The organism is Maricaulis sp., from assembly GCF_015665295.1.
GTDB lineage: Bacteria > Pseudomonadota > Alphaproteobacteria > Caulobacterales > Maricaulaceae > Maricaulis.
The window spans coordinates 96,657-108,979 of sequence record NZ_JADFAJ010000014.1 but is presented as its reverse complement, the minus strand read 5'-3'; the positions used below and the strand labels follow the sequence as shown (position 1 = coordinate 108,979).

Annotated in this window: 11 protein-coding genes and 1 other RNA gene; 9 read left to right on the top strand and 3 right to left on the bottom strand. The window is 65.7% G+C overall.

The genetic code is table 11. The features are described from left to right. Positions 1–15 precede the first annotated feature (15 nt). Positions 16–921 (top strand): 30S ribosomal protein S6--L-glutamate ligase, encoded by a 906-nt coding sequence (gene rimK / locus QZZ02_RS07600; protein ID WP_366511515.1) that lies wholly within the window; start codon positions 16–18, stop codon positions 919–921. Continuing rightward, positions 918–1,955 carry a succinylglutamate desuccinylase/aspartoacylase family protein gene (locus tag QZZ02_RS07595; RefSeq protein ID WP_291843420.1) on the top strand — a complete coding sequence of 346 codons (1,038 nt, stop codon included), beginning with the start codon at positions 918–920 and terminating at the stop codon, positions 1,953–1,955. Before rimK ends, QZZ02_RS07595 begins: the two co-directional genes overlap by 4 nt. Positions 1,956–2,001: 46 nt before the next feature. Here QZZ02_RS07595 and QZZ02_RS07590 read toward each other — a convergent pair whose 3' ends face one another. Continuing rightward, positions 2,002–2,421, bottom strand: a complete 420-nt coding sequence (locus QZZ02_RS07590; RefSeq protein ID WP_366511514.1) for a fasciclin domain-containing protein — start codon at positions 2,419–2,421, stop codon at positions 2,002–2,004. A 251-nt stretch (positions 2,422–2,672) separates the two neighbouring features. After that, entirely contained in the window at positions 2,673–3,473 is an 801-nt protein-coding gene (locus QZZ02_RS07585; RefSeq protein ID WP_291843418.1) for a helix-turn-helix transcriptional regulator, read from the bottom strand. 110 nt (positions 3,474–3,583) lie between these two features. On the opposite strand from QZZ02_RS07585, the gene QZZ02_RS07580 reads away from it, so the two are divergent. Then, the gene (locus QZZ02_RS07580) at positions 3,584–3,973 is read left to right on the top strand and encodes a hypothetical protein (RefSeq protein WP_291843417.1); all 390 of its coding nucleotides are present in this window, start codon (positions 3,584–3,586) and stop codon (positions 3,971–3,973) included. A 30-nt stretch (positions 3,974–4,003) separates the two neighbouring features. Here QZZ02_RS07580 and QZZ02_RS07575 read toward each other — a convergent pair whose 3' ends face one another. Then, positions 4,004–7,579: a hydantoinase B/oxoprolinase family protein gene (locus QZZ02_RS07575; protein WP_291843415.1), complete on the bottom strand. Its 3,576-nt coding sequence runs from the start codon at positions 7,577–7,579 to the stop codon at positions 4,004–4,006. A gap of 152 nt (positions 7,580–7,731) precedes the next feature. Here QZZ02_RS07575 and QZZ02_RS07570 point away from each other — a divergent pair, with 152 nt between their 5' ends. The 6 genes from QZZ02_RS07570 (at position 7,732) to rnpB (ending at position 12,255) form a co-directional block, all read left to right on the top strand. Next, the gene (locus QZZ02_RS07570) at positions 7,732–8,433 is read left to right on the top strand and encodes a molecular chaperone DjiA (protein WP_291843414.1); all 702 of its coding nucleotides are present in this window, start codon (positions 7,732–7,734) and stop codon (positions 8,431–8,433) included. A 59-nt stretch (positions 8,434–8,492) separates the two neighbouring features. After that, positions 8,493–8,813: a hypothetical protein gene (locus tag QZZ02_RS07565; protein ID WP_291843413.1), complete on the top strand. Its 321-nt coding sequence runs from the start codon at positions 8,493–8,495 to the stop codon at positions 8,811–8,813. 122 nt (positions 8,814–8,935) lie between these two features. Continuing rightward, entirely contained in the window at positions 8,936–10,171 is a 1,236-nt protein-coding gene (locus QZZ02_RS07560; RefSeq protein WP_291843412.1) for a hypothetical protein, read from the top strand. 39 nt (positions 10,172–10,210) lie between these two features. Continuing rightward, positions 10,211–11,125 carry an EamA family transporter gene (locus QZZ02_RS07555; protein WP_291843411.1) on the top strand — a complete coding sequence of 305 codons (915 nt, stop codon included), beginning with the start codon at positions 10,211–10,213 and terminating at the stop codon, positions 11,123–11,125. Next, on the top strand, positions 11,122–11,796 hold the full coding sequence (locus tag QZZ02_RS07550; protein WP_291843410.1) for an N-acetylmuramoyl-L-alanine amidase: 675 nt from the start codon (positions 11,122–11,124) through the stop codon (positions 11,794–11,796). The genes QZZ02_RS07555 and QZZ02_RS07550 overlap by 4 nt, the downstream gene beginning before the upstream one ends. Positions 11,797–11,867: 71 nt before the next feature. After that, an RNA gene (gene rnpB / locus QZZ02_RS07545) (RNase P RNA component class A) lies at positions 11,868–12,255 on the top strand. The last annotated feature ends 68 nt before the right edge of the window (positions 12,256–12,323 follow it).

Genomic DNA, 12,323 nt, shown 5'->3' with positions numbered 1-12,323 from the left:
CCGGAGAAGATTCTGATGAAACTGCTCATGCTGGCCCGCAATCCCAACCTCTACTCGCACAAGAGGCTGGTTGAGGCGGCCGAGGCGCGCGGCCACGAGATCGATATCTACGATACGCTCAAGATGTATATGAACATCACCTCGCATCGCCCCGAGGTGCGCTATCAGGGGCGTGTGCTGACCGGCTATGACGCGATCATTCCGCGGATCGGGGCCTCGATCACCAATTACGGCATGGCCGTGGTCCGCCAGTTCGAGATGATGGGTGTGTGGTCGGCCAATGAATCGGTCGCCATCGGTCGCTCGCGCGACAAGCTGCGCTCGCTGCAGCTCCTCTCCCGCGCCGGGCTCGGCCTGCCGGTCACCGCCTTTGCCCACGACACCGCGATGACGGATGATGTGCTCGACATTGCCGGCGGCGAACCGGTCGTGATCAAGCTGCTTGAGGGCACCCAGGGCGTCGGGGTCGTGCTGGCGGAAACCCGTCGCTCGGCCAAGTCGGTGATCGAGGCCTTCCGCGGCGCCAAGGTGAATATCCTGGTCCAGGAATTCATCAAGGAGGCCGGCGGTGCCGACATCCGCACCATCGTGGTCGGTGGCAAGGTTGTTGCGGCCATGAAGCGCCAGGGCGCCGAGGGTGATTTCCGCTCCAACCTGCATCGCGGCGGCTCGGCAACCAAGATCAAGCTGACCCCGGAAGAGCGCTCGACGGCCGTACGCGCCGCCAAGGTGATGGGTCTCAATGTCGCCGGCGTCGACATGCTGCGCGGCAATCACGGCCCGCTCATCATGGAAGTGAACTCCTCGCCGGGCCTCGAGGGCATCGAAGCCTCGACCGGTGTCGATGTGGCCGACATCATCATTGATTTCGTCGAGAAGACGGCCGTGCCCGGCAAGACAAAGACCCGCGGCACCGGATGACGCGGACGTCCTTCGAGATTGCCGGCGAAAAGGTTGCGCCCGGTACGAGGAAAATCGTGCAGATTCCAGTCTCGGTGCTGTCCGATCATACCCCGATGTCGCTGTCTGTGCAGGTCCTGCACGGCAAGCGACCGGGGCCGGTCGTCTTTGTGTCAGCCGCCATCCATGGCGACGAGATCATCGGTGTCGAGATGATCCGCCGCCTGATCCGCACGCCGCAGATGCGCTCGATCGCCGGCACGCTGATCTGTGTGCCCGTGGTCAATACCTATGGCTTCATCACCCATTCGCGATACCTGCCCGACCGGCGCGATCTCAACCGCTCCTTCCCCGGCGCGCCCATGGGCTCGCTGGCGGCGCGGCTGGCCGACATCTTCATGACCGAGATCGTGGAGCGTTGCGAGGCCGGGATCGATCTCCACTCCGCCGCCGTCAATCGCACCAACCTGCCGCAGATCCGGGTCGATACGAAAGTGCCCAAGGCGCTGGAACTGGCCCAGGAATTCGCCGCCCCGGTGATCGTCCACTCCTCGCTGCGCGACGGCTCGCTGCGCGAGGCCGCACAGAAGCGCGACATTCCGGTGATCGTCTATGAAAGCGGTGAGGCGCTGCGCTTTGACGAGACGGCGCTGCGCATGGGCGTGAAGGGCATTCTGCGCGTGCTCGGCAATCTCGGCATGATCCGCGCCGACAAGCGCATCAAGGCGACCTTGCGCTCGGAGATCGGCAACAAGTCGAGCTGGGCCCGCGCCCCGATGGGCGGCGTCTTGCGCATGCACCGTGATTGCGGCGAGCATGTCGGGGAAGGCACGCTGATTGCCACACTGAGCGACCCGCTCGGCACCACCGAGGTCGAGATCACCGCGCCCTGCGACGGGCTGATCATCGGCCGCACCGTCCTGCCCATCGTCAATGAGGGGGACGCCGTCGTCCACATCGCGGAAATCCTCAAGCGACGCAATGAAGAACCCATGGTTCAGCTCGGCGAAGCCCTGAGCAATGACCCGTTGTTTGACGAGGACGAGATTATCTAGGCAGGGCGGGCAGGCCCTGGGGCCTGCCCGAACCCGCGATATCCGGTCAGCCGGTCGGGATCAGGACCCGGTCGACGACGTGGATGATGCCGTTCGAGGTTGCAATATCGGCCTGGACGACCTGGGCATTGCCAACACGGACACCGTCCGTGGCATCGATCAGCACGCTCGAGCCTTCCACCGTCTCGACCGACAGGATCTGGCCGCTCAACTGGTCCGAGGTGATGGCGCCCGGAACCACGTGATAGGTCAGGATGCCGGCCAGCTCGTGCCGGTTTTCCGGCATCAGCAGGCGCTCGAGCTCACCGTGCGGCAGGCCGGCAAAGGCGGAATCCACGGGAGCGAAGACCGTGAACGGGCCATCGCCCTTGAGCGTGTCGACCAGGCCGGCGGCCTGGACGGCGGCGACGAGCGTGTTGAACTGGCCGGCCGCGACCGCTGTGTCGACAATGTCGGCCTGGGTCATGGCGCTGTGGCCACCACCATGATGATCGAACTTGGTCTTGCCGGTTCCGTGCGCGTCAGACGCAAGGGCCGGGGCAGAAATCAGGGCTGCGGTCAGGGCAGCCAGAGAGACGAGACGCATGTGTGCGCTCCCTTGTTCGTTTGGGGTGATCACCGGCGGCGGCCGCCACCGGATCACTGGAGGGTCGTCTCATGCATGTGACAGACGAGGTTACGGCCCCCATCCGGTTTTGGATCAAATCTGTCCGAAGCTTAATCTTGCGCGGTGGCGAGGTGTTGAAGGCGTGTGCGGCTCTCGGCATTGGCGGGGAAAAAGATCTCGAGGCGCAATTCCCGCAGGGTCAGGTCCTGGGCTGAAGACAGCTCGGCGATCGTTGTGAACAGTGTGATGTCTCCCAACGGGGTCTGGTAGTGAAGGGTCAGGATCGCATCGCTCGGGTCGAGGCTCAGCGGATCGGCGGCATGGTCGCAGAGCCGCAGGGCCAGTGCCTCCAATCTCGGATTGCCGCCCTCATGGCGGGATTCGCAGAGCAGGCGGTTCATCATGACGGCCGCCACCTCCGGCCAGTTGAGGATGGGCGCCCGCAAGGCTGGCTCATCAACCAGACGTTCAATCAAGCTGCTACCGGGTTTCCTGTCGCCGCCGAGCAGGAGGGTTCCGGCCTGGTTGGCATCGATCACATTCCAGTAGGTATCGAGCAGGAAGGCGGGTGCCGGGCTGCTGGCGTGCATCATGCCGGTCAAGGCCTCCCGGATCGGCGCAAGCTGTTCTGCGTCCAGCGGGGTGCGGGTGTAAATCGGCGCGAAGCCTGCCGAGTTCAGCAGGGCATTGCGCGCTTCTGGCGGTATTTCGAGACAGTCGGCCAGCAGCAGCGCCATCGCCCGGCTCGGCGCCGAGCGCCCGCTTTCAAGGAAGCTGAGATGACGGGAGGAAACGCCAGCTGCGAGCGACAGGCTGAGCTGGCTGTAACGGCGGCGTTGACGCCAGCTGCGCAGCAGGTTGCCGAAATCGGACCGGGCTCGTGCTTGGGCATGGGATATCGACGTTGGCATGGTCACAGCTTGCCATGACGCCTGCGCCTGTACCATGACCTCCAAGGTAATTGTTTTGCGCCAGAAAGGGCATGAACCTGCCTGCATCGAAGAGGAAAAGGTATTTGCGCATGACCGATCACCGCCTCCATCTTGCCGCCTGGGTCCTGATCCTGGTCGGGCTGAGCACCGCGACCGGCGCCGTGCCGGCTATCGATGCCGGGGCAGACATCTTTCTGGACCTCGTTTTCCTGCCGCTGGACGGTGCCCAAAGCATCACGACGGCAGCCGAACGCTTGCTGTTCGGTATCATGGGCGGGCTCATGGTCGGCTGGGGTGTTGCCTTTCTGGCGCTGGCGCGCGGAAAGACAGCCCGTTTCGCCCTCCTTTGCGGTGGCGTAGCCTGGTTTTTCGCTGACTCGACCGCATCTGTCCTCGCCGGCGGGGCAATGAATGTCGTCTATAATTCCAGCTTCCTGGCGCTCTTCCTGTGGGCGGGCTGGCCGCGCAAGCCGGCCTGACGCCCGGGCGCCATGCCCGCCGGGTCGGGTCTATGCGCCCATCCCGCCACCCCCCGGCGTCTCGATCTCCACGCTGTCGCCTGCCTCGACATCGATCCGGAACAGGCCGGGAAGATCCTCGGCCTTGCCACTCGCCCGGATGACGCGCTGCGTGCCGCTGAGGGCGTCGCTGCCGCCATCCAGCCCGAAAGGGCGTTCGATGCGGCGCGAGGAGAGGAGGGCGACTTCCATCGGTTCGAGGAAGGTCAGCCGGCGCACCGACCCGTTGCCGCCGCTGGCCTTGCCCTTGCCGCCGGAGCCGTCGCGGATGCGATGATGCTCGAGGCGGACCGGGAAGCGGCGTTCCAGCACTTCCGGGTCGGTCATGCGCGAATTGGTCATGTGGGTGTGGATGGCGTTCTCGCCGGCAAAGGGCTTGCCCTGGGTGTCGAGACCGGCGCCGGCGCCGCCGCAGATCGTCTCGTAATACTGGTGCCGGTCATTGCCGAAGGTGAGATTGTTCATCGTGCCCTGGCTGGCTGCGAGGCGGCCGGTGGCGCCGAACAGGGCGTCGACGACCAGCTGGCTGGTCTCGACATTGCCGGCGACCACCGCGGCCGGCGGCTGCGGATTGAGCAGGCAGGCCTCGGGCAGGATGATTTCGATCGGCTTGAGACAGCCTTCGTTGAGCGGGATGGAATCGCCTACCAGACAGCGGAACACGTAAAGCACGGCGGCGCGGGCAACCGAGGCCGGCGCGTTGAAATTGCTCGGTCGCTGGGGGGCGGTGCCGGTGAAATCAATGATCGCCGAGCGCGCCTCGCGATTGACCCGGATGGCGACACGGATCTCCGCCCCGTCATCCAGCCGCACCGTGTGCGATCCGTCCGTCAGGGCGTCGATGACCCGCCGCACGGCGCGTTCGGCATTGTCCTGGACATGGCCCATATAGGCTTTCACGACCGCCAGCCCATTGTCCGCGACCAGCCGGTGCAGCTCGCCCGCCCCCTTGGCGCAGGCGGCCAGCTGGGCCTTCATGTCGGCGATATTCTGGGACGGTTTGCGGGCCGGGTGGGGGCCGGAGGCGAGCACGCCCTTGACGACCTCATCGAGGAAGCGGCCCTTCTCCATCACCTTCACATTGCGGAACTGCACGCCCTCGTCCTCGATCGAGGTCGAAAACGGTGGCATGGAGCCCGGCGCGATGCCGCCGACATCGGCATGATGGCCGCGCGCGGCGACATAGAAGATGCGTGTCCCGGTCTCGCGATCATGCACCGGGGTGACCAGGGTGATGTCGGGCAAATGCGTGCCGCCATCATAGGGCGCATTGACCGCGACGGCGTCGCCGGGGCCGAGATCGGGATGGGCGGCGGCGGCAGCACGGACCGAGGCCGACATCGAGCCGAGATGGACCGGCATGTGCGGCGCATTGGCGACCAGGCCGCCATCCGCGTCAAAGACTGCGCAGGAAAAGTCGAGCCTTTCCTTTATGTTGACCGAGTGGGCCGTGCGTTCCAGGGCAACGCCCATCTGTTCGGCGACGGACATGAAACGCTTGTTGAACAATTCCAGCCGGATCGGGTCGAGCGCCGTATCGCCGCCGGCCTCGGCGGCAGCAACCGCGCGCTGGAGCGACAGCGTCCCGTCTTCCAGCCGGACCGCCTTCCAGCCGGCATCGACCACGATGGTCGCATTGGGATCCATGATCAGGGTCGGGCCGATCTCCTCGCTGCCGGGTCCGAACTGGTCGAGCGTGTAAACCGGCACATTCTGCCAGCTGCCCTGATCAAACATGCGGGCAAGCCCGGTCGGGCGCGGCGTGCCGGCGGTTGCAGACGGCATGTCCACGGACCAGTCACCAGCGCCGGGCGGGGCACATTCGGCCTCGGCGGTCACCGACTCGATGACCAGATCACCCTCGGGGACAAAGCCGAACAGGCGTTCATGGGCGGCGCGGAAATGGGCGGCCATGGCCGACGCCGTATCGGCGGGCACCGGGATGGACGTGTCGGAACCGGAGACTTTGAGTCGCCATTCCCGGCTCACGCGCATCTTGGCGAGCGGCAGGCCCTGGTCCGCGAGCACCTCGCGCGCCTCGTCGGACAGGCGGTCGGCGAGGGCGCTGGCGGTGTCGAACGCGTCAATGAAATCCGCTTCCACGGCGGCCAGACGGGTCTCGCGAATATCGGCGAGGCCGATGCCCAGCGCCGAGAGCAGGCCGCCATAGGGGTGGATCAGAACCGTGGTCATGCCCAGCGCATCGGCGACCCGGCAGGCATGCTGGGCGCCGGCTCCGCCAAAGGCGGCGAGGGCATAGGCGGACGGATTGACACCCTGGCCGATGGAGATCTGCTTGATCGCCTGGGCCATGCTCTCCACGGCAACCGCGAGGAAGCCCTCGGCGGCGGCTTCCGGTGTGTCCAGGCCCATGGCCTCGGCCAGGTCTCGCAGCGCGGCGCGCGAGGCCTCGACATCGAGCGGCTGGTCGGCGGTGTCGCCGAAGACATGCGGGAACCAGTCCGGCTGGATGCGGCCGAGCACGATATTGGCGTCGGTGACGGCGGCCGGTCCGCCGCGGCCATAGCCGGCCGGTCCCGGCATGGCGCCGGCACTGTCCGGTCCGACCCGGGCGCGTTCGCCGTCAAAGGTGAGGATCGACCCGCCGCCGGCGGCGACAGTATGCACGGCCATCATCGGTGCGCGCAGGCGATGGCCGGCGACCAGAGTCTCCTGGACACGGTCGTAATGGTCGCCGTCATAGCGCGAAACATCGGTCGAGGTGCCGCCCATGTCGAAGCCGATGACCTTGGGATGGCCGGCCTGCTTCGCCGTCTTGGCCATGCCGACCACGCCGCCGGCCGGGCCCGACAGGACGGCGTCGCGGGCATGGAAGGCGCCGGCCGGCGCCAGCCCGCCGGAGGACTGCATGAAAAAGAGCGGGGTGCCGTCCAGACCGCGATCGACCCGGTCGACATAGTCACGCAGAACCGGTGTCAGATAGGCATCCAGAACGGTGGTCGAGGCGCGCGGCACGATCTTGACCAGCGGCGAGGCGATGGAGGAGCGGATGACGGTGGCAAAACCGGCCTCGCGGGCGAGGGTTTCCAGCCGGGCTTCGTGCGCGTCATTGCCATAGGCATGCATCAGCGCGATGGCGACCGTTTTGAGACCCGCAGCCCGGGCCGCCTCCAATACGTTGCGGGCGATGTCCTCGTCGAGCGGGGTGAGGACCGCTCCGTTCGCATCCAGCCGCGCGTCGATCTCGACCACGCGGTCATAGAGCGGGCGCGGGCGTTTGAGGTCCAGGGCGAAGATGTCGGGACGGGTCTGGTCGCCGATGACCAGAAGGTCGGCGAAGCCGCGGGTGACCAGGAAGAGGGTGGGGGCACCCTTGCGCTCCAGCAGCGCATTGGTTGCGACGGTCGTGCCCATCTTGACCGCGCTGACCGGTGCGCCCGCCGAAAGGCGCCGCACGCCCTCGGTCGCGGCGTCGCGATAGTCCGGGCTTTCCGAGAGCAGTTTGAGCGCATGCAGGCGACCGTCGGGCGCGCGACCGATCACATCGGTGAAGGTGCCGCCCCGGTCGATCCAGAATTCCCACGCCTCACGCGTCCGCTCGCTCATGTCTTGGACCTCATTGCCTGATCGCGCGGAGGTTAAGCATGGCATGGCAGGGTGCAACCGGCTTAAGCTGGAGATGGACTGCTCAGGACCGGCCCCGGACACTCGCGCTTTGAGTGCGCGCTTCCTACATGGGCGACCGGAGGGTGACGCGTATGGGATTTTGGCGAAATCTGGCCGACCGTATCAGCGGTCGCGATTGTTTCCTTGAATGCGATGGTTGCGACGAGCGCGCTGCCATGCACCAGGTCAATGATGCCGATTTCGCCATGGCCCTGATCGGGCTGGGCGCCAAGATGGCCAAGGCCGACGGCATCGTCTCGCGCAGCGAGATACGGGCCTTCTACGAAGTCTTCAAACCACCACCGGAAGGCCGCGATGCGCTCGACCGGGCGTTCGAACTGGCGATGCAGACCACGCTTGGCTTTGACGGGTATGCGCGCCGTCTGGCGCGCCGCTTTCGCTGTTACCCGGCGATCCTGGAAGACGTGCTGGACGGGCTGTTTCACGTGGCCAAGGCAGATGGATCCATCACGCCGGACGAGATGAATTATCTGGGCCGCGTGGCGGATATTTTCGGCTTCTCGGAAACAGAATTCCGCCGCATCCTGGCCGGCCATGTCGAGCCGGATGACAAGGACCCCTACGTCATTCTGGGAATCGAGGCGGGCATTTCCGATCTCGACCTGCGCAAGGCCTATCGCCGCATCGCCTCGCAGAATCACCCTGACCGCCTGATCGCGCGCGGCGCGCCGTTGGAAATCCAGCGCCTCGCCGATGAGAAAATGGCTGCGATCAATGCCGCTTACGGCGAGATCCTGGCGCAACGCGGATTGGTCACACCGCTTGCCAATTGACCTTTGGCGCATTGATGCCAACATGTAAGGCAAGCGGGGGCGAAAACGGAAAGAGGTTCATGACGGACGCTCGACACACATTCGCATCAGGTTTCTCCGGACGTGCCGGCCGGGTGGTTCGCGATATTCTCGCAGCCTTCATCGCGCTGGCCGTGGTGGGACTTGTTATTTTCCTCGCCGCCATGCTGACCGCCGCCTTCCTGGTCGTCGCCGGTATTGCCGTTCTCGCGGCTGCCGGTTTCTGGGTCTGGCGCAAGCTGCGCGGTGGCCGGGCCTCGACCGGCCCGTCCCAGACGCGGTCAAACGGCCCTGAAATCCTCGTCGCGACGCGGGGCCCGGAAGGCTGGACCGTTGATGGCGTCGGGCCGTCGTCGCGCTGAGGCAAGGCGGTTTCTGCTGCTCCACGCAAGCCTGCCGTTGAACGACACGGAATTGTGATTGGGCCGGGCGGGGGCTGCAGCTAGGCTCTCGTGATGCTCAACCAGTCGGGGCGACCTTCTTCATGATCCGTGCGTTTCTTTTCCTGATCGGCATTGCCCTGCCGATGATGCTCGTTGGCTGTGTGTCGATGGTGCTGCCACGGGTCACGACCGAAATGTCGGGCCCGGCCGCAACCCCTCCTATTGAAACCGGAAATCTGACACGGGCTGCCTGGGAAGCCGGCCGCGCCGAGCGGCTCGCCCGCTTCGAGGCCGAGGTCTATGGCGCCTGGCCCGGCGATGAACCGGCCGAGGTCACAGGGACGCGCCTGGTCGAGGCCGATGCCTTTGAAGGCCGGGGTCGGATCGAGGAATGGGATGTCGTGATGGGGCCGGTCCGGACCCATCTCGTCGTGGTTCTGCCCAATGCGGCCGTGGAGCCGGTCCCGGTGATCGTCATGCAGACTTTCTGCGGGACACGCACAGCCTTCGGCGGTCGGGCCGATCTGTCACCGCCGACGAACCCCTCGGCCCGCGAATGTGGTCAGGACAATGGCTGGCAGGGGTATTTGATGGGCGCGATCTTCGGGCGATACATCGCCGCGCCGCCTTTCGAGCAAATCCTTGATCGCGGGTATGCGCTCGCCTTCCTGCATCCCGGCGACATTGTGCCGGACAATCCGGCCGGTGCACCGCCAGCCCTTGAGGCGCTGACGCCGGGCCGCGAAACCGGTGCCATTATCGCCTGGGCCTGGGGCTATGCCCGCGCAATCGACGCGCTGGAGAGCGATCCGCGTTTCGACCCGCAGCGCATGGCAGTGTGGGGGCATTCGCGCAATGCCAAGTCAGCCCTCGTCGCTGCCGCCTTCGATCCGCGTATTGATCTTGTGCTGGCCCATCAGGCCGGGACCGGGGGCACCACGCTGACCCGAAGCGATGCTGGCGAGAGCGTTGCCCAGATCACCGAAACCTATCCCTACTGGTTCAACCAGACCTATGCCGGCTACGCGGACAACGAGGCGGCCATACCGCTCGATCAGCATCAGCTGATCGCGCTCATGGCGCCGCGCCCCTTGCTGATCGGGGGGGGCTGGCGCGATGCCTGGTCGGATCCGCAGGGCAGTTTCCGGGCCGCCCGGGGTGCTATGCCGGTCTACGAGCTCTACGGCTCGGACGGGCTGCGCCAGTCGCGACTGGCCGGGTTTGATGCCGAGGCCGACCTCGCTGTTTTCATGCGGCGCGGCCTGCATGGCGTGCAGTCATCGGACTGGAATGCCTTCCTGGAATTTCTCGACGCGCATTTCGGCTATTCGCAATAAGCACTTGCCGCCTTTCGCGGCGGCGTTCATGAGTATTGCATGCGTCTCAAGGACTTCCTTCTTCTCGTCGCGGTCTGTGTCGTCTGGGGTTTCAACTTCGTGGTGGCCAAATTCGCCGTGACCGGCTCGCCGGGCTGGGTGCCGGGTTTTGATGGCGTGCCCCCGATCTTCTTCGCCTTTCTTCGCTTTGCCCTGCTCTACGCCTTCCTGGCGCCATGGCTGAGACCGCGCCCGACCGATATCAAGACAATGATCGGTGTCGCCCTGTGCATGGGTGCGCTGCAGTATGCGCTGATGTTTCTCGGCATGCGCTGGGCGAGCCCGTCGGGCATGGCGATCGCGGTGCAGATGGGCGTGCCCTTCGCCACCATCCTGTCGGTCATTTTCCTCAAGGAGACGGTCGGCCTGCCGCGCATTGCCGGCATGACGCTGGCCTTTGCCGGGGTGATGCTGGTGATCTTCAATCCCGAGGCTGTCGACATGTCGTTTGGCATGCTGCTCGGCGTCGGCGCGGCCTTCGTCGCCTCGCTGGGCATGATCCTGGTCAAGCGCTTGCCGATGGACTCGATCCGCATGCAGGCCTGGATCGGACTGATCTCCTGGCCGCCCCTGCTTCTCCTGTCGCTGACTTTCGAGACCAACCAGATGGCCGGCGTCCTGTCAGGTGGCTGGGCCTTCGGGCTGGCGCTGCTGATCACCGTGGTGCTGGTCAATATCTTCGGCCATGGCGTTTTCTACAACCTGCTCCAGCGCTATGATGCAACATTGATTGCCCCGATCACCTTGCTGGCGCCGCTGGTCGGCGTTGTATCGGGCATTCTGCTGACCGGTGACCCGACCGGCTGGCGCCTGTATGTCGGTGGCGCCCTGACGCTGGTCGGGGTCGGGATCATAGCCCTGCGCCAGAACAGGAAGCTGCCTGCCGCCGCACTGGCTCGGGAGAAGACATTGTGACGCTCGATGTGACGGCAGCGCCGTCTCTCAATTTCAATGACCGCAAGGCCGCGATCAGCCTCATCCTGTTGCACTATACCGGCATGCACAGCGGCGAGGCGGCGCTGATGCGCCTGCGCGATCCGCAGGCCCAGGTCAGCGCTCATTACCTGGTCGAGGAGGATGGGCGGATTTTCCAGCTGGTCGGTGAGGACAAGCGCGCCTGGCACGCCGGCGTTGGCCGCTGGCAGGGCGAGACCGACATCAATTCCGCCTCGATCGGCATCGAGATCGTCAATGGCGGCCATGACTTCAACCTGCCCGGCTACCCGCCCGAACAGATCGAGAGCGTGATCGCCCTGGTGCGGGACCTGATGAGCCGCCACACGCTGGGTCCCGACCGTGTCATCGGCCATTCCGATGTCGCGCCAGGCCGCAAGCAGGATCCAGGCGAGCATTTCCCGTGGGGCGAGCTGGTGGCAGCCGGCTGTGCCCGTGCCATGCCGGCCGAGCCCGGAGCCGGGGGCGATATGGCGGAGTATCTCGGCCGGATCGGCTATTCGCTCGAACCCGGCCTGGAGGCCGTGGTCGAGGCTTTCCAGCGGCGCTGGCGGCCAAGCCGGGTCGATGGCGTGCTGGATGACGAGACGCGTGGCCTGATCGCCCGTCTCGCAACCCAGGGCGATGATTGAGCGGGCCGGCGACCGTGCCGCAGGCAGCCGGCGCTTGACGCTGGGCCGAGACTGGACGAATTAAAGCGCGATCAGGTGGCTGGGCGGTCGCGGCAACTGGGCCGGAAACGGTGTTGTCGAGGAAAGTCCGGGCTCCACGGAGGCAAGGTGCCGGATAGCGTCCGGCGGGGGTGACCCCAGGGAAAGCGCAGCAGAGAACAGACCGCCGGGCCTTCGGGCCAGGCAAGGGTGAAACGGTGCGGTAAGAGCGCACCGCCTCGACCGCAAGGAAGAGGGCTAGGCAAGCCCCACCTGGAGCAAGACCGAATAGGGACAGACCGCAGCTTTCGGGCTGCACGTGCGCCTCCGCATGCTGTCCGGGTAGGTCGCAACAGGTCGTGTGCAAGCACGATCGCAGATGAATGATCGTCACCCCGGTTCGCCGGGGGACAAGACCCGGCTTACAGGCCGCCTGATCACATTTCCCGTTTCAGAAGACGATATGGCCGGCAAGGCTCTGCCGGGGAGCGGCGCGGACGTCGCGTTTC

Coding starts and splice junctions, on each gene's coding strand:
- QZZ02_RS07580 (WP_291843417.1), top strand. CDS start 3,584: ATGACCGATCACCGCCTCCATCTTGCCGCCTGGGTCCTGATCCTGGTC.
- QZZ02_RS07575 (WP_291843415.1), bottom strand. CDS start 7,579: ATGAGCGAGCGGACGCGTGAGGCGTGGGAATTCTGGATCGACCGGGGC.
- rimK (WP_366511515.1), top strand. CDS start 16: ATGAAACTGCTCATGCTGGCCCGCAATCCCAACCTCTACTCGCACAAG.
- QZZ02_RS07590 (WP_366511514.1), bottom strand. CDS start 2,421: ATGACCCAGGCCGACATTGTCGACACAGCGGTCGCGGCCGGCCAGTTC.
- QZZ02_RS07565 (WP_291843413.1), top strand. CDS start 8,493: ATGACGGACGCTCGACACACATTCGCATCAGGTTTCTCCGGACGTGCC.
- QZZ02_RS07560 (WP_291843412.1), top strand. CDS start 8,936: ATGATCCGTGCGTTTCTTTTCCTGATCGGCATTGCCCTGCCGATGATG.
- QZZ02_RS07595 (WP_291843420.1), top strand. CDS start 918: ATGACGCGGACGTCCTTCGAGATTGCCGGCGAAAAGGTTGCGCCCGGT.
- QZZ02_RS07555 (WP_291843411.1), top strand. CDS start 10,211: ATGCGTCTCAAGGACTTCCTTCTTCTCGTCGCGGTCTGTGTCGTCTGG.
- QZZ02_RS07585 (WP_291843418.1), bottom strand. CDS start 3,473: ATGCCAACGTCGATATCCCATGCCCAAGCACGAGCCCGGTCCGATTTC.
- QZZ02_RS07570 (WP_291843414.1), top strand. CDS start 7,732: ATGGGATTTTGGCGAAATCTGGCCGACCGTATCAGCGGTCGCGATTGT.